This is a genomic window from Dyadobacter jiangsuensis, assembly GCF_003014695.1.
GTDB classification, from domain to species: domain Bacteria; phylum Bacteroidota; class Bacteroidia; order Cytophagales; family Spirosomataceae; genus Dyadobacter; species Dyadobacter jiangsuensis.
This window is the reverse complement of record NZ_PYAS01000008.1, coordinates 248,113-271,542: the sequence shown is the minus strand read 5'-3', so window position 1 is coordinate 271,542 and position 23,430 is coordinate 248,113. Positions and strand designations below refer to the sequence as shown.

At 49.0% G+C, this 23,430-nt stretch carries 19 protein-coding genes; 8 read left to right on the top strand and 11 right to left on the bottom strand.

What is annotated here, in order from left to right; genetic code table 11:
• The first annotated feature begins 55 nt into the window (after positions 1-55).
• Positions 56-523, top strand: a complete 468-nt coding sequence (locus CLV60_RS18030) for a carboxymuconolactone decarboxylase family protein (protein WP_106596767.1) — start codon at positions 56-58, stop codon at positions 521-523.
• Between the two features lie 85 nt (positions 524-608).
• Here the strand turns inward: CLV60_RS18030 and CLV60_RS18025 are convergent, their stop codons facing one another.
• Positions 609-3,860 (bottom strand): choice-of-anchor tandem repeat GloVer-containing protein, encoded by a 3,252-nt coding sequence (locus CLV60_RS18025; protein ID WP_106596766.1) that lies wholly within the window; start codon positions 3,858-3,860, stop codon positions 609-611.
• A gap of 99 nt (positions 3,861-3,959) precedes the next feature.
• Positions 3,960-4,994 carry a GntR family transcriptional regulator gene (locus CLV60_RS18020; RefSeq protein WP_106596765.1) on the bottom strand — a complete coding sequence of 345 codons (1,035 nt, stop codon included), beginning with the start codon at positions 4,992-4,994 and terminating at the stop codon, positions 3,960-3,962.
• Between the two features lie 279 nt (positions 4,995-5,273).
• On the opposite strand from CLV60_RS18020, the gene CLV60_RS18015 reads away from it, so the two are divergent.
• Together CLV60_RS18015 and CLV60_RS18010 are read left to right on the top strand one after the other, a co-directional pair.
• Entirely contained in the window at positions 5,274-6,356 is a 1,083-nt protein-coding gene (locus CLV60_RS18015; RefSeq protein WP_106596764.1) for a sensor histidine kinase, read from the top strand.
• Positions 6,353-7,078, top strand: a complete 726-nt coding sequence (locus tag CLV60_RS18010; protein WP_106596763.1) for a LytR/AlgR family response regulator transcription factor — start codon at positions 6,353-6,355, stop codon at positions 7,076-7,078. Before CLV60_RS18015 ends, CLV60_RS18010 begins: the two co-directional genes overlap by 4 nt.
• Positions 7,079-7,107: 29 nt before the next feature.
• Here the strand turns inward: CLV60_RS18010 and CLV60_RS18005 are convergent, their stop codons facing one another.
• Positions 7,108-7,971: an NAD(P)-dependent oxidoreductase gene (locus CLV60_RS18005; RefSeq protein WP_106596762.1), complete on the bottom strand. Its 864-nt coding sequence runs from the start codon at positions 7,969-7,971 to the stop codon at positions 7,108-7,110.
• Between the two features lie 152 nt (positions 7,972-8,123).
• Between CLV60_RS18005 and CLV60_RS18000 the strand changes: the two genes are divergently transcribed.
• Positions 8,124-8,483 carry a winged helix-turn-helix transcriptional regulator gene (locus CLV60_RS18000; RefSeq protein WP_106596761.1) on the top strand — a complete coding sequence of 120 codons (360 nt, stop codon included), beginning with the start codon at positions 8,124-8,126 and terminating at the stop codon, positions 8,481-8,483.
• On the opposite strand, the gene CLV60_RS17995 is transcribed toward CLV60_RS18000, so the two are convergent.
• The 3 genes from CLV60_RS17995 to CLV60_RS17985 all read right to left on the bottom strand — a co-directional run bounded on the left by CLV60_RS17995 (position 8,465) and on the right by CLV60_RS17985 (position 11,472).
• Complete coding sequence (locus CLV60_RS17995; RefSeq protein ID WP_106596760.1) at positions 8,465-9,103, bottom strand: response regulator transcription factor; 639 nt, start codon at positions 9,101-9,103, stop codon at positions 8,465-8,467. The genes CLV60_RS18000 and CLV60_RS17995 overlap by 19 nt on opposite strands.
• 344 nt (positions 9,104-9,447) lie before the next feature.
• Positions 9,448-10,671 (bottom strand): sensor histidine kinase, encoded by a 1,224-nt coding sequence (locus CLV60_RS17990; protein WP_106596759.1) that lies wholly within the window; start codon positions 10,669-10,671, stop codon positions 9,448-9,450.
• 6 nt (positions 10,672-10,677) lie between these two features.
• Positions 10,678-11,472, bottom strand: coding sequence for a LytR/AlgR family response regulator transcription factor (locus CLV60_RS17985; RefSeq protein WP_106596758.1), 795 nt, complete (start codon positions 11,470-11,472; stop codon positions 10,678-10,680).
• A gap of 754 nt (positions 11,473-12,226) precedes the next feature.
• Here CLV60_RS17985 and CLV60_RS17980 point away from each other — a divergent pair.
• Complete coding sequence (locus CLV60_RS17980) at positions 12,227-13,489, top strand: YdcF family protein (protein WP_106596757.1); 1,263 nt, start codon at positions 12,227-12,229, stop codon at positions 13,487-13,489.
• A gap of 3 nt (positions 13,490-13,492) precedes the next feature.
• On the opposite strand, the gene CLV60_RS17975 is transcribed toward CLV60_RS17980, so the two are convergent.
• Positions 13,493-15,937, bottom strand: a complete 2,445-nt coding sequence (locus CLV60_RS17975; RefSeq protein WP_106596756.1) for a TonB-dependent receptor — start codon at positions 15,935-15,937, stop codon at positions 13,493-13,495.
• Between the two features lie 78 nt (positions 15,938-16,015).
• Entirely contained in the window at positions 16,016-17,173 is a 1,158-nt protein-coding gene (locus CLV60_RS17970; RefSeq protein WP_106596755.1) for a PepSY-associated TM helix domain-containing protein, read from the bottom strand.
• Positions 17,174-17,367: 194 nt separating this feature from the next.
• Between CLV60_RS17970 and CLV60_RS17965 the strand changes: the two genes are divergently transcribed.
• Positions 17,368-18,186, top strand: coding sequence for an Rpn family recombination-promoting nuclease/putative transposase (locus CLV60_RS17965; protein WP_229211026.1), 819 nt, complete (start codon positions 17,368-17,370; stop codon positions 18,184-18,186).
• 1 nt (position 18,187) lies between these two features.
• Complete coding sequence (locus tag CLV60_RS35195) at positions 18,188-18,265, top strand: hypothetical protein (protein WP_510185973.1); 78 nt, start codon at positions 18,188-18,190, stop codon at positions 18,263-18,265.
• 7 nt (positions 18,266-18,272) lie between these two features.
• On the opposite strand, the gene CLV60_RS17960 is transcribed toward CLV60_RS35195, so the two are convergent.
• The 3 genes from CLV60_RS17960 to CLV60_RS17950 all read right to left on the bottom strand — a co-directional run bounded on the left by CLV60_RS17960 (position 18,273) and on the right by CLV60_RS17950 (position 20,810).
• Positions 18,273-19,499: a DUF4374 domain-containing protein gene (locus CLV60_RS17960; RefSeq protein ID WP_106596754.1), complete on the bottom strand. Its 1,227-nt coding sequence runs from the start codon at positions 19,497-19,499 to the stop codon at positions 18,273-18,275.
• 8 nt (positions 19,500-19,507) lie between these two features.
• On the bottom strand, positions 19,508-20,185 hold the full coding sequence (locus CLV60_RS17955; protein WP_106596753.1) for a hypothetical protein: 678 nt from the start codon (positions 20,183-20,185) through the stop codon (positions 19,508-19,510).
• Positions 20,186-20,270: 85 nt separating this feature from the next.
• Positions 20,271-20,810, bottom strand: a complete 540-nt coding sequence (locus CLV60_RS17950; RefSeq protein ID WP_106596752.1) for an RNA polymerase sigma-70 factor — start codon at positions 20,808-20,810, stop codon at positions 20,271-20,273.
• A 216-nt stretch (positions 20,811-21,026) separates the two neighbouring features.
• On the opposite strand from CLV60_RS17950, the gene CLV60_RS17945 reads away from it, so the two are divergent.
• Entirely contained in the window at positions 21,027-23,402 is a 2,376-nt protein-coding gene (locus CLV60_RS17945) for a TonB-dependent receptor (protein ID WP_106596751.1), read from the top strand.
• Positions 23,403-23,430 lie beyond the last annotated feature (28 nt).

The following is a 23,430-nucleotide window of genomic DNA, read 5'->3' as shown; positions in this document are numbered from 1 at the left end:
CCTTTCATGCACTCATTCACTCATTCAATCATTCAATCATTCAAAACTATTATCAATGGAACAACGAATCAATTTTCAGGAGAAGGGACAAAAAGCATTGAAAGCCATGTACGGACTGGGTGGTTACCTGGCTAAATCTCAGGTAGAAAGAGGTCTTTTGAACCTGATTTATCTGCGTGTATCTCAAATCAACGGTTGTGCATTCTGTATCGATATGCATTCCAAAGACCTGCGTTTCGAAGGCGAAACCGAGCAGCGGCTATACCTCCTGAATGCATGGCGGGAGGCACCTTTTTACTCCGAACGCGAGCGTGCCGCGTTGGCCTACGCCGAAGCCGTAACCGTGCTGAAAGACCGGGAAGTTAGCGACGAAGTATTTAATGCCGTCAACGGACAATTCACAGATGAGGAAATCATCGACCTGACGCTCGCGATCACGACCATCAACTCCTACAACCGCTTCAACATCGCATTCCGCACCGAAGCCGGAAGCTATGAGCCGGGGCAGTTTGCAGTTCATTAAGCACTTCATCAATACGCAGCCCAGGGCGCACGTCGGTATTTCGAATACGTGACGTTACGCCTGGGCTCTTGTTTTACTCCAATGTTCATTCTTTGATCAATTTAAAGTTGTCGTGCAGTTGGTCCGAGTTGACTTTCAGGATGTAAAAACCTGGTTTGAGTGACTGTACATCCACTTCAAATTTGCCGGATTCAGCAGTTCCGGAGGAAACAGCATTTCCGTTCGTATCAATGATCTGCCACGTGACAGATGTTTCCCAAGAGAGGTTGATCCGCACGGTTTTATGGGCAGGGTTCGGGTACAAGGCCGAGCCCGATCCATTCAATGGCAGCCGTACTATTTTCGAATAGGCGAAACTTTGATCCAAATCGGTCATTTTCAGTCGATAATAGGTGCTACTGCCGTTTAGAGCGGCCAAACCCTTGTCTATGAAAGTGTACTGCCTGCCTATGCTGTTGGTACTGCCCTGTACCCGGCCAATGGCGGCAAAGTTCTTGCCGTCCGTGCCTCGCTGGATTTCGAAGTGGGAGAAATGCGATTCTTCTGTCGTTTCCCAGCTTAACAGGCCATTGTTGCCCTCTAACCGTGCGCTGAAATCCGCGAGCCTGACGGGCAATGCCACTGTGTTTTTGCTCGCAATGTAGAATGTCGAACCGGTCTCCGCGTCGAATGTGAATACATAGCCTCCCTCATATGGTTCGACCGTCGAAACGATCGGGTGTGCGGTGGCTCCTATCCGCGTGGTGCAGGCTGCTGCGTGGTTTTGGAATACTGTCATATCGGCGGCGCTGGTCATCGGTGGGTTGCCAGGCTTCGCATTGTTGGCTGCGATGAGCGCTTCAACTTCTTCCTTTTTGACGTAAAACCGGGCTGAGGTGGGTGCGTTTGGAACCGTGTTGGAATTGGTCCATGACATCGTCAGGTTCCTGCCCAGGTAAAGTTGGCCGTTCTGGTCTTGCAGCGCACCTCCGTTGTGGACGTGAACGGAAGCGTAAATATTCACAATGGCGTTCTCATTTCCATTCAACTCGGCGATGATATCGCCATTGTCATCGATGACAGGCCGCCATGTGTGCGGAGCGTCGGTACTGTCTGCGAGGGTGAGGCCCGGAGCGCATCCGCCGGGTGTGCCATTGGAAATTGCAGCGGGCGACTTCACCAGCGTAAGCATTGTGTAAACCGGTTTTTGTCCCGTTTCTGAATTGAAAGAACCTGCGGCTTGAAAACTTTTGCTGGCCTCGTTCCATACCACGATTGCCCCTCCGAAATGGCTGCCGCCATTACTGATCAGGGTGTAGAGATTTCCATAGTTAGTAACAGGCGTAGACATGCTGACATCGGAGTACGACGGCATATCGCACTTTTTGGTGAATGCATTCGTGGCCGGATCCCAGGCGAAGAATGTGCCCCAGTTCATGCTTCCGCCCGCGGAGGTAAGCCCGCAAAAGCTGTCTTTCCACCAGGTAAGTCCCCCGAAAGGCTTCGTACCTTTGTTGGAGTCGAAATCAATTTTTTTGGTATAAATGTTGGTTGCAGGCTCCCATTCGAAGATAACACCATCGTTACTGCCCCCGCCGGCGAATGTCATACCGTAAAATTTCCCGTTTCGGAATACCATATCTCCGTGCGGCAGCGCGCCTTCGGACTCCGACAGATCAATGTGTTTGGTGTAAATGTTCTGGTCGGGGTTCCATTCGAAAATGACGCCGAAGTTGTTTGCTCCTCCGTATTGGGTCATTCCGTAGAGTTTCCCGTTTTCCAATGTGAGGCTGCCCGTAGGCGAAGCGCCGTCGGCACCTGTGAAGTCGTGTCTTTTGATGAAAACATTATTGTCAGGATCCCATTCAAACAATGTGCCCAGATCATTGGCGCCGCCTTTTTTGGTCACGCCGTAGAATTTGCCGTCTTTGAGAGTAAGATTGCCTTCCGGATTGATGCCTTTTGCTGAATCGAGGTCTTGCAGGCGTTTGTAGGTTTTAGTATTCATATCGAATTCAAACAGCACGCCCAGGCCTTCCGAACCACCTTTTGAAGTCATACCGTACAGCTTTTCACCTTTCTGCGTAAGACTACCCAGTGCCAGGGTTCCATTGCTTACATTGAAGTCAAAGTATTTGTCGAAATCACCCGTCACCGGGTCCCAGGAATACATAATCCCGCCTGCAAGTTTCCCGCCCGCGTAGGTGGATGAGTAAAATTTGCCGTTGATATAAACAAGCCTGCTGTAAGGGATTCTGCCGCCTTGCGGGTCAAAGTTGTAGCGGATATTGAATGCATTGCTAACCGGCTCCCATTCATAAATATAACCTTCGCCATTTGGCCCACCAATGCCTACGGAGTACAATTTGTCATTCAGTAGAGTCATATGCGGCGCATTCAAACCGTCGCTCTGATTTTTGTAGGCGGGCAGGTCTATCTTCTTGGTATAGACATTATTGGCTGGGTCCCATTCAAAGAGTACACCCGAGTTGTTAGCGCCGCCCCTGCATGTACTGCCGTAAAACTTATCGCCTTTCAAAGTAAGTTCGAAGAGGGGCGTGTAACCATTTAGGCCCTGGGTGAACTGCTTTTTGATCGTGTAAGTATTTGCAGCTACATCCCATTCGAACAGTACGCCATTGCCATTGGCTATGGATGCGCCGATACCGTACAATTTGTTGTTGTAAGGAACCATTGCACGGTAAGCGCCGGGTTTGTTACCGTCGGGGATCAGGAGCGTTTTGGTGAAATTATTGGTTGCAGGATCCCATTCGAAGAACACGGTCTTTTCCGCGTTCTGTATTACGTCCATCACGACGCCGTAGAACTTCCCGTTCATAAAGCTGAGCGCGTGACCAGAGGGATATGACCCTTGCAGCAAAGTGCCTAAATCCTTCTTTTTGGTAAACGACCCTGTTGCCAGGTCCAGCTCGTAGATCATGCCGGAGTCTTTCACGCCACCAAACATAGTGAGCCCATAAAGCTTCCCGTTGCGGAAATAAAGGTTGCCTTCGGGGCCATAGCACGATGCATCGAAATCGTGCAGCTTGGTGAAAACATTGGTGACAGGGTTCCATTTAATGAGCGCACCCCAGTTTCCCTGCCAGGCCGTGGCATAGAGCTCGCCATTGTATTCGAAAAAATCATGACAGCCATTTTCACCGGGCCGGGCGAGGTCGAAACCGTACTCCTGCCTGATGTTCATACCACGAAAGTTGGCGCTGAAAATAGAACCTTTGTAGAAGTTGCCTTGCTCGGAAGTCATGCCCCAAAACCGGTAAATACCCTGGGACCATGCTGCTGGGGAAAGAAGAAGGAAAAGAAAAAGAATCGGGGCGATGCGGAAAGATTGTCTCATAGTAGTGTATCATGTGAATTGGTAAATTGATATAAAAGTAACCAATTGCATACACAAAGAGACCTGGCATTATCGAGCTGATTATTCGCCGGTCTGTTTCTACAACGAACGGCGCAAAATCACCGAAAACGGATTGGCAATGTGCCTGCCTACACCTGTCAGAATCAGATCCGCGGCCGATTTTCCCATAGCCTTCAGGTCCGAGGAAATAGTGGTAATGCCATTCAGCATGGCCTTTTTTGCATCATTATCCTGGTAGGAAACAATGCCCACGTGCCTGCCTGCTACCAGATCGGTGCTGTTGATGATCTCGCGTACGAGGAACATCAGATGCTCGTCGGAAAGGACGATGAATGCCTCTCCGTCGCGGATCATTTCTTTGGGAAGGTCGGCGGAAACGCGGCAGACGAGGTTGCGCTTTGCGCAGGCCCGGGTGAATGCCTCCGCGAGTGTGCCGGGGTAGTAGGTATGCTCGGGGAATATGAGGTTAATGCGCTGGTATTTGCGCAACGCCGGAGCGAGTTCATGAATAGCCTGGTCGATATCGCGACTGAAATGCTCGAAAACGGTGCCGAAGCACTCATGGAGGCCTGGTACTTCCTTGTCGAGGAGGATCAGCTTCTCTTTCGGCAGGCGCAAGATGGCCTGGTAGCCGCTTTCGGGATCGTCGAGGAAATGCGGGATGACGACGATATGCGAGTAGGACGCGTGCTTTCGCTTGACGAGTGTGCGAAAATGCGCGGAGCTGTTATGGTAAATATGAAAGTCGATCCCCGCTTTTTGCCCGATACGCTCTGTTAATGCGTCGTAAACGGCTTTACTGTACTCATTGAGCTGATTGAATAGTACCAGCACTTTGAGTTCCGGTGCCGGATCGAGGCGGCTGATGTAATAGCTCTTGCCGTGTTGCGAGGCCAGGATGCCCATATCCCGCAGGTTGTTGTAGCTCTTTTCGATCGTACTTCTGGATACTGCGTAAAGGCGACTCAGTTCGTTGATGGACGGGAGCCGGTCGCCGCGGTCGATGAGGCCGGTTTTGGTCGCATGCAATACTGCTTCCACGAGTTGCTGATAAACGGGTTCGGAGGAGTCGCGGTCGACGGTGAAGTAGTTTTTGAAATTGATCTTTCTCATGAATATCGGGTCGGCGGGCAATGCGTTTCCGCAAGGTTAAGTTAGGGGGAATCTCAACGCGGGAGGACGAGTGCGGACAGAGAGGAGGAAGTCATCCGCAGACGCCGCTATTTTATCCTTTAAATCGTTTTAGCTCCGACAGCTCCGGGTAGAAGAAATGGTTTTGGCTTGGAGGGGAAATCTTTGGAATTGGACTGCTAAAAAAGGCTTTCCATCGATTTTGTTTGCGGTTTTTGCCAATTGATCTGAACTTGTAAGGTAACACGCCGATCAGCACCCATGGGATCCAGAAATAACTTCACCGTTCTTACCCACGTGACCGTCTGGTCACTGCTGGGATTTATCTTGCTTTTTTACCCTCCATTGAGCTGGAATTTTTCGGTACCGCCCAACTTTTGGGTCAAGCAGGCGCTGAACCTGGTCATTATGATTGGCGTATTTTATGTGAATGCGCTCTATGTTGCACCCCGGCTGCTATTTGAACAAAACGGTAAAGTAATGTTCGGGATTTGGCTGGTGGGTGTTGTGATCTGCTTCCTGGTCGTCGCACGGATAATCGAAGTGAATCTGGGGGTGCTGGCGGATATGTCGAAGGTGGCGAATAAAGGACCGAAAGACCCTTACCGGCTCGATTTTCATTTGTTTATGATCATGCTGCTCGTGATGGTGATCAGTACCAGCCTGGCCATGGCGCGACGTTGGCAGGCCGACGCCCAGACGCGCGAGCGCATCGAAAAGCAGCACATCGCTTCCGAGCTTTCGTTTTTAAAGGCGCAAATCAACCCGCATTTCTTTTTCAATACCCTTAACAATATTTACTCGCTTACCTATTCCGACATTCCGGTGTCAAGGGAAGCAATCCTGAAACTCTCGCGCATGATGCGCTACGTGTTGTACGACACACTGAGCGATTCGGTGCCGCTGCAACAGGAGCTGTCGTTTCTAAAAGACTATATCGCGCTCATGGCGCTCCGCCTGCACGAATGCACGACGCTGGAATTCAACGAGCCGGTATCGGGCAGGGATTACCGGATTGCCCCGATGCTGCTGCTGCCTTTTGTAGAAAATGCATTTAAACATGGGTCAAGCGCAATGCAGCGTTCCCGGATCGTGGTGGACTTGAAAGTTGCAGACGGGACGCTCTCGCTGCGTGTTTTTAATCATATTACGCATGAAAAAGATGACTATCAGCTAGACAAGGGCGGAATTGGTCTCGCAAACACCCGCAAGCGACTGGATCTTTTGTATGTTGACAAGCATACGCTGATGATCCGCGAGGAACCGGAAGAAAAGACCTATGAAGTTTTGCTGACATTGCAGCTCGATCATGAGAAGGTCGGGCAAATTGCCGAACCCGTATGAAATTAAACTGTATTACCGTTGATGACGAGCCTTTGGCGCTGAACCTCATCAGCGCTTTCGTAGAGCAGACTCCGTTCCTGGAACTGAAAGGCCGGTTTGGTAACGCCGTTCAGGCATTACAGGCGCTGCACGAGCAGACGATCCACCTGATATTCCTCGATATCCAGATGCCGGACCTCAATGGTATGGAACTGGCACGGGTACTCAGCCAGTCGGGTGCGTCTGTGCAAACCCGCATCGTCTTTACGACCGCCTATAACCAGTTTGCCGTGGAAGGCTACAAGGTCGATGCACTGGATTACCTCCTGAAACCTTTCGGTTATGATGAATTTCTGCGGGCGGCCTCGAAAGCGAAAAGGTATTTTGAGGTTTTGCAGGACAACGGAGCGGGAGAGGTTTCCGAAAACTATATGTTCGTAAAAGCGGATTACAAACATATTAGAGTCGATTTTGATGCGATTACGCACGTCGAATCGGTGAAAGATTACGTCAAAATTCACCTCATGCCGCCACTCAATCCGGTTGTGACGCTGAGCAGCCTGAAATCCATCGAAGAAAAACTTCCGCAAGCCCGTTTTCTGCGCATTCACCGTTCGTTTATCGTCTCGGTCAGTAAGGTAGATTCGGTCAGCAAAAATGCCGTACAGCTCGGCCCGGTCGAAATTCCGGTAGGCGAGTTGTACAAAGATGCATTCAAAACACTGCTAGCCCGCTGGATCTGAGGAGATCTCAGCGGGCAAACCAGGCAGGGCTATTCGACCACTTTTACCAATGCGGCAAGCTCCTGATCCGCCAAGCCATCAGATTCCGCTTTTTGCAACAGGTCGCTGATCGTTTTGACAAAATCCGGCCGCGTACCCGCATTTCGAAATGCATTGTGAATGCGCTGCGTCGCTGCCATACTGATTGATAGTGGGCTCTGACTGATCGTAAAATCGCCTTTTTCCACCACACCGATCTGATGTTTGAAAAACTCGGTAAAGCCGGGAGTGATTTCAGCCAGGATTTCGCTGAATGCGCCCAGCGACAGACCGGTTTTTTGTGAAAGGACAATACCGTGGATGAGACCGGTATAGGATCCGTACAGCCAGGTCAAGGTAGCGAGGTCCATCGCCGAGGCCAATGCAGCGCGGTCGCCGAGGTATTTGATATTTCCTCCGAAGACGGTCAGGGCGTCGCGGCTGCGTTCGAAATGCTCTGGCTCGCCGGAAACGATGATCGTGGTTTCCGGCAGGCCCATCTGGTCGGGTGCGACCTGGATAGCGCCATTGATAAACCCTGCACCCAGGTGGGTGAGCATTGTTTCCAGCTGTTCGGCTTCCTGAGGATCGGCGGTCGTGAAGTTGATGAGCGTTTTGCCGGTCAGAATGGACTGATCCGTAATACTTTCGAAGATACGATGTACCGCTTCGTAATCCAGGACGCATATTACGACCAGCGGACTCTGACGGATCGCTTCGTCGAGGTTTTCAAATACTTTTACACCGGCAATAGCGTCGGCTTTTGCCCGGGTGCGGTTCCAGACGGAGACCGAATAACCCTGTGTAACCAGCAACTCGGCGAGCCGTGTTCCCATTTGCCCCAGACCTATAACGGTAATTTGTTTTGTGTTCATTTTCTGTTCGTTTTGAATTGATGAACACAAAATTCGGGAGCTGGCGGGCGGCTATCAATTACCGAAAAAAGATTCGGTAACCGAAAAACTATTCGGTATTACGTAAATTGGGCTAAATAAAGCGATATCCCATCAACTCATTCATCAGCATCATGTACCAGCGGAAAACACCGGAAGACCTCGAATGCGGCATTACCATTGCCATGAAAGTTTTCGGGGCAAAATGGAAGCCTTGCCTGCTCGACGCCATCCAGCGCGGGTTTCGCCGGCCCAGCGAAATGCACCGCGAAATCAAAGGTGCTACCCCGCGCGTGCTGGATATGCAGCTGCGTGAGCTGGAAGCGAGCGGGATCGTCGAGAAATGTCAGTCAACAGGTTTTCCGCTTTATACCGAATATACACTGACCGACGTCGGGCGCAGTATCATGCCCGTTATCGACAGGATGAACGAATGGGGCTTAGGGTACAAAGAGCTTCTTGGCGAGCAAAGCCTTCAATCCATATCCTTGTAATGGCTTACCTTCTGGAACATTTCGATCAGCGTGGTTACATGAAGCTTTTCGAAAAGTCGAGCCTTATAGGTGCTGACAGAGCTTTCTGTCAGATCCAGTTTCGAGGCTATTTCCTTGATCCAGAACCCGTCGATCAGCATGTCCATGATCGTTATTTCACGTGCTGAAAGGTCCAGGAGCGGATTGTCGGCCCGGTAGTTATGTTTGTCGAGCTGATTCAGCAGTTCAACCTTGATTCTCGGACTTACATACCTGCCAGTGTCCGCGACGGATAAAATCGCCGTACGAATATCCCCGGTCTCCGAATTTTTGGAAACAAAACCGTTTGCCCCTGCACGCAGGTAATGGATCCCGTAAATCCTTTCCTCAATGGCCGAGAAAATAAGGATACTCACGTTCTTCTGAACGGCACGCATTGCTCCAATCATTTCAAATCCCTGGCCCTCAGGAATCTGAACATCCAGGATGACAAGATCCTGAGGATGTGCGGCAAGTTCGGATAATGCCTCATTAAAAGAGGTAGCCTCGTGTATTACCGCGGCTTTGTACAAATCCTGAACGAGTATTTTGGTTGCAAGTCTGATAATCTGATAATCTTCTACAATTAAAATGTTTTTCATCCGGACATTTTCTAATTCAAAAAATTAAATTTTTTGTGGAAGGTCCAGAGAATGAATGAGTGACTGAGTATGAACATGGTCGATGCTCTTTTCAAAAATCTTTGGATAGCTGAGGGGTAATTTTATGCCGTTTTTCAACTGATGTTTCAATATCCAAAGGAAAATCTGAAAATAAAAGTAAAATAACTTCTAATAAAATAATTTGACAGTAGTTGTACTTTCTTCCTCGATTTATGAAGCGGGTGAAACTTGTTGCCAAGTAATTGAAAAGAAACTTGTTCGGTGATTTCAATGGTGCGGATTCCTGACGCTCGCATATATACGGAGGCGAGGGCGCGCGGGTATCAGGAGCTGAAATACCGGACCACGTTGGCAGAGTCCAGTTCCAGTTCCAGATCGACGCTGAACTCGGATTCGGACTGCTGTACCGACAATTTGTGTCGGTCGGGATAGAGCAATTGGAGTCTTTTCGAGGTGTTGCTCAGCCCGAATCCGCCCACTTTATCTTCCCTGGCTCTGGGCGGGCTTTGGCGGGTATGCTGAGGAATATTGTTTTTTATTTTGAAATACAGCGTGTTTTGATCCAGTACGATGGAAATGTTTACGTAAGATGCATATTTACTTTTGGCCGTACCATGTTTGAATGCATTTTCAACAAACGAAACCAGCAGGAGCGGGGCGATGAGATACTCTTCCGGATTGCCGGTTAATTGGTATTCAATGGTCACTTTATCGGAGAAACGCGCGCGTTCGAGGTCCAGGTAATTTTCGATGTAACTGATTTCCTTGGATAATACTACATTTTCTTTGCTCGATTCGTAAAGACTGTATCGCATCAGATCCGATAATTTAAGAACGAGGTCGGCTGCTTGCTCATCAACATCCACTGTTTTGGTGTAAATAGCATTTAGGGTATTGAACAGGAAATGTGGATTGATCTGCGATTTTAGAAAGCTGAGTTCGAGATTAAGGTTGTTTTTTTGTAATTGTAAACTTTGTGTTTGCAGATTCAGGTTTACTTTTTCGAGTTGGAGCCGTTCCATTTCCAGCTGCATATTTTTTGTGCGGGAATTAATAATGTCACGCATTACTTTGATGGCAAGCAAGGGCGTGATGTAATACAGGCTCCACGCATAGTCGGTATAGGCAATGTCAAAGTCGGTGAAGCAACTCGTCCATCGGCTGCGTGCCTGAAAGAAATCCCATAACTTGGTAACATAGAAACCGTTTTCCCCTGAGCCGTTTGTAAGCGATGCCAGGTGCCTGAACTCATAATAGTTGGTGATATGCACCAGGAGAAACACGATAACCAGGCTTATAACTAACGGCAGTATTTTCCTTGTGTACAAAAATCGGGGGAAGACCACATAGCCCAAGAGATAGAAGACGGAAATGGATTGAAGGAACACCGCTGCCGAAGCATGCCATACCACGGACACGTTGTCTTTGGTAAGTGCTGGAATGCTGTAATAATGCGCGATGCACCAGAGCGCAATCCATGCCAGTATGTGATAAATAATCCTGGTTATTTTTGCGCTTTTTTCAGATGAAATAGGATTGAAACGCATAACCTGTCAGATTCTGTTCTTTTGTAACGCAGCGAGCACATTGGCGCGGTACGTTACGCCAATCGGGATCTTTCGGCCACTGTTCGTGGTGATTTCATTTCCTTCAATTTCCCGTATTACTTTTTTATTGACGATGTAAGAACGGTTTACCCTCAGAAATTGTGCCGAAGGTAATGCTTCTTCGATTTTGGCCATCGTCATATGAATAACTGCAACACGGTCCGACCAATACAATTTCAGGTAATCGCGCATGCCCTCAATAAAATGTATTTCACCGGGGGCTACTTTAATGAGTTTTTTATTCTCTTTTAATAATAGAAAGTCATTTCGCGCACCGGAGAACTCCGTATCCGGCAACTGTTCCTGCGATTCTTTCGTCGATGAAACCATGTTGGACACCGGCTCGGATGCACCCGGAGAATGCTTCGGGAAACGTGCCCCGTCGACCTTGTTGACGGCTTTCAGGAACCTTTCGAACGAGACGGGTTTGAGAAGGTAATCGGTGAGCTCATGCTCGTACCCTTCGAGCGCATAAGAAGGGTCGGCGGTAATCATGATCATAGCCGGACGGGTGGCTGGGAGAAGCTTTAATAGCTCAAATCCGGTCATTTCGGGCATTTCAATGTCCAGAAACACAATGTCCGGCTTCATATCCCTGATCAGGAAGAGGGCATCGGTAGCGGTCTCGGCAATGCCGGCCAATTCGAGAAAGGGAACTTTCTGCACATATTTTTCAATCAATCGGCGTGCATCAGCCTCATCGTCTACTATTATACACCGCAACCTGCCGGGAGACAACATACTCTGACCTTAACTACTGTACTAAATTTCATTCGTCTGCAATAATATAGGTATTGGTCGAAATAAATGCATAATTCGGCGAAATTATTTTAGTTCAACAGCTATTTAGGATTACTTTAAACTCGCTAAGGAATGAATGCTTTGTGAAAGAATAAAAGTTGCTATTGGCCATGACAAAAACACTTACTGGAATTGGATTTAAAGGAGGGTTAAATGGACACCCCGCTCTGTTTCATACAATACACTATTACACTTCATTTGCAACGATCGCCGGTAATCCGGCTCTTCACGGTTTGATTTCGACAGAATTAAACAGGTGACTTCCTGCTTCCAGGTACTCCCGGTCATTGAATAGGTTGTTTAGTTTGGATTTGAACTGGAAAAAAGCAATTTTTATCTAAGAAAACAACGATCCGGGCTGGTACTGGAAAACGATAACTTTTATAAGTAAAATGGGTGCTTAAAAATTGAAAAGCTTCTGGCATTTTGCCAGGGGCTTTTTTGTTTGGAATTACTCCAAACCAAATCAATTAATTGGTTCAATTTTGATGATTGGGTAGAACTGTTTTTGTAGCTGAATATTGACAGGATTGCAAGTGGGATGGGTGTCCTCCTTTGGCACGGATTGTTGATTTGCGTATAGTAATATACGTTCAAGTTGTCGAGTCTGGGTTCTGTTTCTTAACTTTCACTTAACGATCCGGTCAAACGGATTCGCTTAGTTTGCGGGCCTTTTCATACTCCTTTTATTGCTATGACTAAACCTTTGACCTTTTCACTCTTTATGCTGCTCACGCTGACCAGTTTCGCCCAAACCGGCCATGCGCCGAAACAGGATTATCAGCTGATTACCGGCAACTCTTTTGTCCAATCCAAAAATTGGTATTTACTGACGCTGTTCGAGTCACTTCCGGATGTGAAGTCGCTGCTGGAAAAAGATAGTGAATTGGCCACATTGGCGGGGTTGAAGTCCGAAAACCTGGAAAGGTCTGTGAAGGAATGTAAGAGTGATTTTCTGTGCTATACCGGCAAAATGAAGTTCTCGGCCGCTGAAGTCGATGCAGTGGGGGCGAGACTGGAAGCACTTTACAGCGAGAACAACGCGTTAGGCAAGTTGGTAAAGCAGCACCTGATTCCCTCCGGGACCTATATTTTGTTGAAAGAAGCGAGCGAAAAGGCATTATTACGTAAAGCCTGGGAGCAGGATGCCAGAGGCGTTAATCACACCATAGAAGTATACGCAGAGGGGAAAAAGCCCAACTACCCCGCCATCGATTCAATCGAATTTAAAATAACAGCCAAAAGCTACCCGGTACTGGTGTATGATGCCACGGATATTGTGCGTCAGGAGAGGAAAGGCGGAAAGCTGTTTTTTGGGCCTTCCATGCATTATGCGCTCCAATTTCTGGAAGTGAACGAACGCCACGAGGCTGCCGATTATGAGCCGATGGTTTCGACGGTTAACAAAGCGGCAGTCGACCGCGTGAAGAAAATTGATTGGAACAAATTCAAATACACGCTGATACTCGTTCCAGGCGCGGGGCCGGATACCTACGACCGCGCGTTGAGCGAAGGCGGGATGCTGCGCTGCCGGGTGGCGGCGTTGCGGTATTTTGAAGGGCTGGCGCCATACATTCTGGTTTCAGGTGGCCGTGTACACCCTTTCAAAACGAAATACAGCGAGGCATTTGAAATGAAGAAGTTTCTGATGGAAACTCTGAAAGTGCCTGAAAGTGCGATTATTATGGACCCGCACGCGCGCCACACGACCACCAATATGCGCAATGCGGTGAGGTTGCTGTATCGTTATGGCATGCCGGTGGAGAAGCCGTGCCTCGTTTCCACCATGCGGTCGCAAAGCTATTCGATTTCGAGCGATGCTTTTGTGAACCGTTGCATGCGTGAAATGAATCACGTGCCTTATAAGCTGGGTAAGCGGCTCAGCGAAACGGATGTCGAATTCTATCCGGTGCTGGATGCATTGCACATCGATGCCGATGAACCGCTTGATCCCTAGGCATTAGCCGCCCTGTTTCACGTTTTTAAGGTCATCGTTGCTGATCTTGCGTCCCGAGCCCTGCTTGAACAGCCCGCCGAATTCCCAGTTGAGAGAGAGTTTCACGGAGCGCATCAGGTATTGGTTACGCGTGATCGAGTAAAATTCTGGAGAGCTCACCACCTCTTTCTGCGGACGATAGGCACCGAAAGGGCTCACCGTTGTGAGCGTAATCGAGAGCTTGCGTGCAGGAAGCTCCTTCTTGGCTGAAAAACTGTAATACAACCAGGCGCCTTCAAATCCTTGCAGTTCGATACTGCGCGCATCGTAGTCTCCATAGGCCTGTACGCTGTAATTTTTGGGTAGTTTCAGGCTGGTATTGATATTGATTCCCCAGGCCGCACCCTTGTTATCGATACCGAGCGCCCCGCTCTTGAATCGAGCCTGGCGAATGTTGGCGTTGCTGTTGATCTTCCAATCGGGCAGGGGCGAGAACGAGGTCGAAAAGTTGATGCCATATTGTTCATTCGACGCGAGGTTTTGCTTGGTGGTGGTTGCTACGCCTTCTGCGTCCATCGTGACAATGCTTTCGATGGAATTGTCGGTTTTCCTGCCAAATGCCGAGATGTTCAGAAACAGGTCGGAGTTGGTTTGCAATGCATAGGTGAACTCCATCTGGTTTACTTCCTCCGGTTTCAGCGAGGGGTTACCGACTACGATATTCTTCGGATCCTGGCTGTCGCGGTTGGGGTTAAGGTCCCAGATGGATGGCCGCGAAATGCGCTTGGTGTAGCTCAATGTGAGATTGTTGTTCGCATTGAGTTTCTTGAAAACAGTCGCGCTGGGCACGAAATTCCAGAAGTTGCTGGTGAAATGTACCTTGGCATCGCGCTGGTCGCCTTCAAGGAAAGTGCCTTCCATGCGTGCCCCGGCGTGTAAAGCCCAGCCGCTGCTCCATTTGAATTTGAACTGACTGTAAGCCGCGAGCACATCCTGGCGGTAATCGAAGCGGTCGGTACGGGAAGGGACGATGCTGAGTTGATCGGGCATGCCATTCGCGCTGGCCTGCACCTGGTAATCGCTGCCTACATTGCGCAATATCGCTTTTACACCGCTTTCCAAGGCATGCTTGCCCGAAGGCGTGAGTGGCAATATGTAATCGCCCTGGAACGTCCATTCGCGGTTATGCGTGGTGTTGTCGTTGATTTCACGGTAAACGAGGAACTGCTCGTCGTCACGCTGGCGGGCATTATAATTGAAATCGTCGATAGAACGGTTGTGTTGCGCCATCAGGTAGAGTTCTTCGCCCGGTTTTCGGAATTTTTTGGTGTAACCCAAATTCAGGTCGATGCCTTTGTTGGGCGCTTTGGTTTTGACTGACTGGAAAAACTGATCGATAACCTGGCCGTCGGGTGTGAGTCGGCTATTGTGCTGTTCGCTGTTCTGCGGCCAGTTACCGAGCCAGCCATTGACGGAGAAATTGAAAACATTGGCGCTGTCGGCCAGGTATTCTATCTGCAAATCACCCGAGCTGTGGGGCTTGGCGTTGTCGCGCACGATCTCCTGCCGCACTTTGCCGGTTTCCATACCATTTTCATAGGTGGTACGGTCCACATTCGATAGTTCTTTGTTGCGGAACCGGTGCAAATGCAGCGTAGAGCTAACATTCCATTTGTCGCGGTTTACGGCAATGCGCGGGTTAATGGCCTGTTCGAGGTTTCCGCCCACGACTTCGATTGTCCCGCTCGTGCTCTGATTCCCTTTTTTGGTGATGATATTGATAACGCCTGCCGCACCTTCCGCATCGTAACGTGCCGAAGGACTCGTGATCACTTCTACGGATTTGATCGATCCTGCGGGCATCATATTCAGAGCATCGGCAGCATTGCGGGCCATTTGGCCGGAGTATTTGCCATTAATGAGAATACGCAAATTGGAATTCCCACGCATAGTTACATTTCCGGCGGCATCCACATTCAAAATGGGTGCTTTTCTGAGCACATCCGCAGCAGTACCGCCGGTATTGCTGATGTCCTTTTCCGCATTATAAATGAGCATTCCCGGCTGTTGCTCGACGAGCTGCTTCATGCCCGTAACCGTCACCGCGTCTAGCTGTTTTACGTCTGAAATCAGTTTCACAATTCCAAAATCATAGGGCGTTGTGGACGTGATTGTGAAAGCAAGACGCTTCTGTCGGTAGCCTACAAACGAAAGGTTGAGGAAGTAAGAGCCCGTTTTGATATCTGTGGATTTGAAAACACCATTTTCATCCGAGTATGTCAGGGCAACCACCTGCTGCTGTTCATCCAGAATGCTGATTGTCGCAAATTCAATGGCTTTGGAAGAGGTAGAGTCAATAAGCGTTCCTTTAATGAGGTAACCGGGTAATGTTTGAGAAAAGCTGGAATGTACGGTCAGTAAAGCAATCAGAACTGGCAGGAAGAGGCGGCAATTGTATTGAAATTTCATAGCTGTAAAAGGGCTTACCGGCGATACTGCCGGGAAATCAGGAGTTGATGAAATGTAATAGATAATTGAATGTAAATATCAGGCTTTGTTGGTAGAAACCGAAAGGTAGGGGTTCGGTGACAATGCTTTGCCTCGCTTTTTGGTTTTAGTCTTTTTGCCCCACCAGATGTAAAAGCCGGTGATAGGCAAGCTTGTACAGATCAGACTGGCCAGGAAAAACAGGATTTTGGTTGGCATTCCACCGATTGCTCCCACGTGCCAGGCATAGTTTGTCCTGCGAAGCCATTGGGCCACATCCAGTTCGGCAATCTGGGGCTGGCTCGCAGGGAGTTCTTCGAGGGTGTGCTGGTCGAGGTATACGTATCGCCATGAGCCGTTGTGCATATCGGTGCAAAGGTCAATGGGTTCGGAAGGCTTATCGGGAAACGAAACAATGATAGCCTCCTTATTGAGCACCCCGATTTCGGTAACGCCCTTGCGCCACGCCGCGTCGACATTGGACAAGCTCGCGAGGGGCAGATTTTGGGTAGTATCGGAAAACGCCCGCTCATAGCGTGGAGGCTCCTGCCCGCCTGAAACCAGCGAGTAAAAACCTTTATTAAACCATTGAAATCCCATGATCAGCCCGGTAATCGTCAATATCAATGCGACGGTGAGTGAATAGAAACCCAGCACATTGTGCAAATCGTAATTGACCCGTTTGAATTTGGCCTGCCATTTGATTGTCAATGCCTTTTCTCTTTCCGATTTCGTCCACTTTTTGGGCCACCAAAGCACGATTCCCGTGATGAGCAATATGAAAAATATCAAAGTCGCGTAGCTGACGATCCCCGTTCCGATCTTTCCTTCGATCCAGAGGCTTGTGTGGCCGTCGAGAATGAAGTGGAAGAAATCTTCATGGTCCACCATAGCCACAACTTCCGCGGTATAGGGGTTCACGTACACGAGCGAATCGGAGTCAAGACTGAAATGGGCCGTCTGGTTTTTACCATGGTACCAGACACTGTGGATTTCCTTGTCGGGCAGTGCGTGTTTTACTGATTTCCAAAGCACTGATGGCGGCAGCATAGCCTTATTTTGAGTGTTTGGAGCATCGAGATGCTTCATGGTCAGATCTTCCAATTCAGTTTCAAATACGAGAATACAGCCTGTGAAACCTACTATTACCACTACAATTCCGGAAGCCAGTCCGAGCCAGAGGTGGAGCCAGGCATTGATTTTTTTTAGGATGTTCATTGAATATCGATTCTTATTTCGCCAATCTTTCGAAGTTTCCAAAAGGAGGATACCCCTTTTGGAAATGAGTAGCACAATCGCTCGTTTACCGAAGGCCGCTTGGTAAAAAATGACTGCTGTTCGATCATTGTATGATAGCCGCCGGAATGCTTCCCTATAAATTGAACGGTTAACAATCTCTATCCGCACGCACTATGGAAATGCATGAAATGCCTTGCGGCCGGTTCATCGACCCGCTTTCAGACTTTGGTTTCAAACGGATCTTCGGTACGGAAGCCAACAAGGATATCCTGATCGATTTCCTGAATGTCCTTTTCGCGGGAGAAAGGCACGTGGCGGATCTGACATTCAATCAGAATGAAAACAATGGACAGCTTTCGATTTTCCGCAAAGCTGTTTTCGATTTGTGCTGTACCGGGGCCGACGGTGAGCAGTTTATCATTGAAGTGCAGCGCGTGAAGCAGGAATATTTCAAAGACAGATGTTTGTACTATTCGGCTTCCCTCGTCCGAGACCAGGTTACGGCAGAGATTGCGAATTGGAAGTATGACTTGAAACCGGTGTATTTGATTGGTTTGATGGATTTCTGCTTTGAAGATTCCCTAGATGGTCAGTATCTCCATGAAATCAGGTTGGTTAACAGGAGTAGTGGCCAGGTGTTTTACGACAAATTTGGCCTGACATTCATTGAGCTGCCCCGCTTTAAGAAGCATGTTCCTGAGCTTTCGACCGAGCTGGACCGGTGGCTGTATTTATTGAAAAATTTAACTAAATTCGATCAAGTTCCAACGTTTCTCTCGCAGCCTGTTTTTGGCAAGGTTTTTAGAATAGCAGAAGTTTGTAACCTAAATGAACAAGAAAAGATGGCATGGGATGCATATTTAAAAGCTAAATGGGATAATGAAAATTCCATGGAGTACGCGAAAAAAGTAGCAACAAAGGAAGGAAGGGAGGAAGGAATAAAAAGGAATAAAAGAAGGAAGAGAGGAAGAGAAATTGAAGATCGCTCGTAATATGAAAACCAAAGGTTTTGATATCGGGACAATTTCAGAAATCACGGGTCTCACGCCCGAAGAAATCAAGAATGCATAGGGGAGAGCTAATCAGTCAGGGGTTCCAGCCGCAGAATATACTCCGTATCCTCACTGAACTTCAATCCCTTTTTGAGTGCACCTGTTTCGGGGTTAAGCACCCACACATAACACCCTTCATTTCCCGAATTGACGGTAATATACGCCTTTCCATCTTCTACCAGTACGCACTGGCGGGAAGTTCCCTTGTCCAGCGGAAGAGGGAGCCGGCTGGTAGTCTGCTTTTCAAGATCGAGCAGGTAAAAGTCGAAATGGGGGACTTTGTAGTGATCCTTCATCCCCGTATAAAGGCCTTTACGCTCGGTTCTTACGATCGCTTTGCCTTTCCCTACATACCAAAAGCCATAGCCGTGGTTCTTAATCGCTGATGCTGAGATATTGAAGAAATAAGCCGGGTCGATTTCTTCATGCGATTTTTGGATGCGGAAAATCCCGGTTGGTTTTTGCGGGTAATTTCCTGATGCAATTCCAGGGCAGGCGATGAAGTAAAAATCCCCATTCTCTGTCACAAATGAATGGCTTTGACGGGTATTCACACCGCCAGGATATACGGACCGGGTATCTTTGAGTGTTTTTAGTGGTTTCAACTCGGGATAATCCAGTATGGCAGTGTAAATCGTATCGCCGGTCGTGTAGTTGTCGAGCGTGTAGGTGTGGTAGCAGTAGCCAATGTACAATTTGTTTTCCAGGAACTGTGAGAAGCCAATGGAGAGCCAGTTATAGTTGCCGAATGGCGCGGGAACAGGCACGGTACCCTGGGTCACGCTCAGATTTCGGACATCGATTTTGACATAGCGGACCTTACGTGCATCGTCGTCATAACCGAGGATCATCAGCGAATCCTGCGACAGCCAGTTGTAGTTTTCAACAGACGAGAAGCCGGTGATTGCAACAGCTGTATCCCTCACAAATTCGCCATCGGCAATTTTGTACCGCACAAATGCGCTTTTGCGGCGATCGATGCTGTAATACTGGCCATCACGGACGATGAGCTCATAATAAAGCGGCGCTGGCACAACCCGCGCACCTGATTTTTCCGGGTTAATCTCACCCGAATGAAGGGAGTCGGTTTGAAAGATATACTCTTTGCCATTTTTCATCATGGCGTAAATACTGTATTTCTTTCCGGTAATAGGCTCTTTTTCACTGGATTGCTTCCGGCAGCCGGGCAGGAAAGCAACGACAAGCAATGCGAAAATGACGAAGTGGACAGGACCCCGGTAACGATGTATCATGAGTGAGGTCAGATATTGAACTGGTGCATGAGCTGCTTCAAAACGAGCGGCGGAAGGCTTGCCATCGCCCCTTCTTCGACGACGATCACTTCGCCGGTTTGGGCCTTGCCACCATAGTTGAGCGCGATGTAGTTTTGTCCTTTTTTCAGCGAAACCTTTTCCCGGTTCTGAGCAGGGTTTGCACAAGTGCCTTGAAAAGTAAGTTCAATATCTTCCTTCGGGTTAATCAGTACTGCCCCGCAGAAGTCCATAATGCCCGTTTTGCTATTGATGGCCACATTGCTTTTCGGTGCAATGGAAAGGGAAAATTCTTTCTCGTGAAGTGCCTTGTTCTCTGTGCCGGAGCTATTGTTCAGGGAAATAACTTTTTGAGTAGCCGAGTCGTGTTTCAAACTGTAAGCGACCGACCCCAGCACGGCGAGCAGGCACGCAGCCACGGCCGGTTTCCAGAGCGAACGCATAATCGTGCGCTCAACCTTCGGTGCAGGCATTTCGGCGGAAGAAGGGAGGATAGCAGCAATTTCATTCCACATTTCAGATTGCACGGCCGTTTTTTCCTCCGGTAAGCTCCATTCCATCGTTTCGTCGGCATCGTCGTTCAGCAGCCATTCCTCTACTGCGGCCCTTTCTTCGTCGGTGCAGTGGCCATGATGGTATTTTTCAATAAGTTCTTTACTGATCTTCATTCAAGTACTCCACAGTTCGGTTGGTGATGCTTCCTGAAAGTAAAAGTAGCATAAATTGAGTTTAGCCGTAAGCCGCACCGCGATTCTAGTGCATATATTCGGTGAGGTTGGCGCGAAGCGTGGTGAGCGCCCTGGTAATGTGGTATTCGACTGCCCGCTCGGAGATCAGCAGCGCCGACGCGATCTCTTTGTTGCTGAGCCCTTCTTCGCGGCTCATTTTGTAAACGCGCCGGCATTGGCAGGGCAGGGTGTCAACCAGGCCGTCGACTTTGTTTTTGAGGCTATTATAAAGAATGTCGTTTTCGGTACAGTGCGTGCGGTCGCAATAGTCTGCAAATGCGATCTCGTTATGCTCCTTGCGGGACTTCGTGTTCCGCAGGTATTCAAAAACCTTAAATTTGGCCGACCGGAGCAGGTAGCGCTCCACCGAAGTGGTAATTTCAAGCTCGTCCTTCCGTTCCCAGAGTGATTTGAAGATTTCCTGTACCATTCCTTTGGCCGGTTCAGGATCGCGGACGGTGTTGTAGCAAACAGCATACACCTTCTCCCAATGAGCCAGATAGATCTGCTTGAAAGACGTCTCGTCTATCCGGAAAGGGGCGTTGTCGGTTGTATTGACGGTCATGCAATCGTAGGCGCAAGCGGAATGAATAAGACAAATATAGTCACTTGTTTATAATAAGTCCAAATAAGTTTGTCTCCCGGCCGCCGGAAAAGCATTGACGATTCCCCGAACGCTGCCACCGTTTCACCCACGGATCTTTACGGTTGGCCTCTCCCGGCATTTCAAACACAGCATGTTATGCCGTATTTCGGTGCATCAATTCATAAAAATTAGCCAATGAAAGCATTACTATTAGCCATGACATTTCTTTTTGCTGCCAACTTATATGCGCAGGAAGGTACGCAGACAATCCGCGGGACAATCCGCGACGAGGTTTCCAAATCGCCGGTGATCGGGGCGTCGGTATTGCTCATTCGGGATGCAGGCGGCAGCCCGGTGGGGGCCGTTACCGATGTGCGGGGCGATTTCGTGATCGCGGGGGTGCCGATGGGCCGCCAGTCGTTTCAGATTACGATGGTCGGGTATGAATCGCAGCGCTTGTCCAACATCGTCGTGACGGCCGGCAAGGAGGTGGTTTTGAATGTAACGCTGACGGAGTCGGTACAGAACCTCGACGAGGTGGTGGTTATCGCTGATCGCAAAAACGATAAGACCAAAACCAATAACGAGCTGTCGCTGGTGAGCGGCCGGTCGTTTAATGTCGATGATACCAAGCGCTATGCCGGTGCACTGGGCGACCCGTCGCGGATGGCAGCGAACTTTGCCGGGGTGGTGTCGGGCGATGATTCACGCAACGACATCGTGGTCAGAGGGAATTCCCCGTCGGGCACATTATGGCAACTGGAAGGTCTTAATATCCCCAATCCCAACCACTTTGGTTCGTTCGCAGCTACGGGCGGGCCGGTAAGCATGCTGAACAACAACGTGCTCGGCAAATCCGACTTTCTTACGGGTGCCTTTCCCTCCCAGTACGGAAATGCGCTGGCGGCGGTGTTTGACCTGCAACTTCGCGAAGGCAATAATCAGAAACATGAACTGATGGGCCAGGTAGGCTTCAATGGTTTTGAATTGGGTGCCGAAGGTCCCTTTGCAAGAAACTCCAAGGCATCCTTTCTTTTGAATTACCGGTATTCCACGCTAGGGCTGTTCAAAGCCCTGGGATTGCAGTTCGGTACGGGAACAGCCATTCCCGATTACCAGGACCTGAACTTTAAAGTGGCTGTCCCGACTGGCAGCAAAGGAAAGCTGACACTTTTTGGGGTAACAGGAAGCAGCGACGTGAATTTCCAGGGCAATGAGGTGGACACTACGCTTTCAAATATGTATGGCACCGAAAACACCAACACCCGGGTCAAATATGGTACCAACATTTTCGGATTGGCCTATGAACACAATCTTACCCCCAAAACTTTCGCCAAACTCACATTAGGTATGAGCACAACCCGCGAGCGGTTCAGCGGTGATTCCATCAGCAACCCTGCGCGCGAAGCTTTCCTGAGCGGCGAGGCGAAATACAACACTTCCAAATATTCGGCAGTGCTGAATGTAAGGCATAAAATGAATGCGAAAAGTAGTATTTACGGAGGGATTACTGTGGATTTGCTCGACTTCGACCTGTACAGCCGCTCCCTTCACCAGGGTGGGAAAATTGACACCGTTCGCGCAAATGTGAGCGGCGAAAAAACAGTACTTACGCAGGCTTATACGCAATGGAAGTACAGGATTTCACCGGGATTGATCTTTACAACCGGACTCCATTTTCAGCATTATAACCTGAACAACAATGTGGCTGTCGAGCCGAGGGCCGGTTTGCAATACGTATTTGGAAAAGGCCAGTCGGTAAGTGTGGGGTATGGTTTGAATAGTCAGGCCCAGAACATTTACACCTATTTTGTACAAACTCCCGGGGAGTCGGGGCCGGTACGTACCAACAAGGACCTGGGTTTTACCAAAAGCCACCATTTCGTGCTGAGCTATCAGAACAGGTTGACCGAGAATCTCCTGCTGAAAATCGAGCCGTATTATCAGCAACTGTTCGACGTGCCGGTAGAGCGCCGGGCTTCCACTTACTCCGCATTGAATATGGGCGCTGCTTTCGGACCGTCGGACCGCGACAGCCTGGTGAATAGCGGCTCGGGCCGTAATATGGGTTTAGAATTGACTTTGGAAAGGTATTTCAGCAAAGGTTATTACTTCCTGCTCACCACTTCGCTGTTCGATTCGAAATACAAAGGCAGCGATAACGTGGAGCGTAATACCGCGTTCAACACCAAGTATGTGCTGAATGTGCTTGGCGGCAAAGAATTCCGCTTTGGTACCAACAATATCCTGAGTGCGAACATCAAGACGTCGCTGGTCGGCGGCAAGTACATCACGCCACTGAACCTCGCTGCGTCGCGGGCGCGGGGTGCAGCTGTTTATGATGAAAATCGTGCTTACTCGTTGCGGCAAAGTGCCTATTTCAGAACCGATATCCGCTTCTCCTATCGCCGGGAAATGCGCCGGAGCACCATGGAATTTTCAATGGATTTGCAGAACGTAACGGCGCGTAAAAATATCTTCCAGCAAACCTATAACCCGAGAACCAACGAACTGGTGAATCAGTACCAGGCACCGTTTTTCCCTGTGCCGTATTTCAGATACACATTTTAATTGAATATTGGCGGGTAAACGAGTAGTT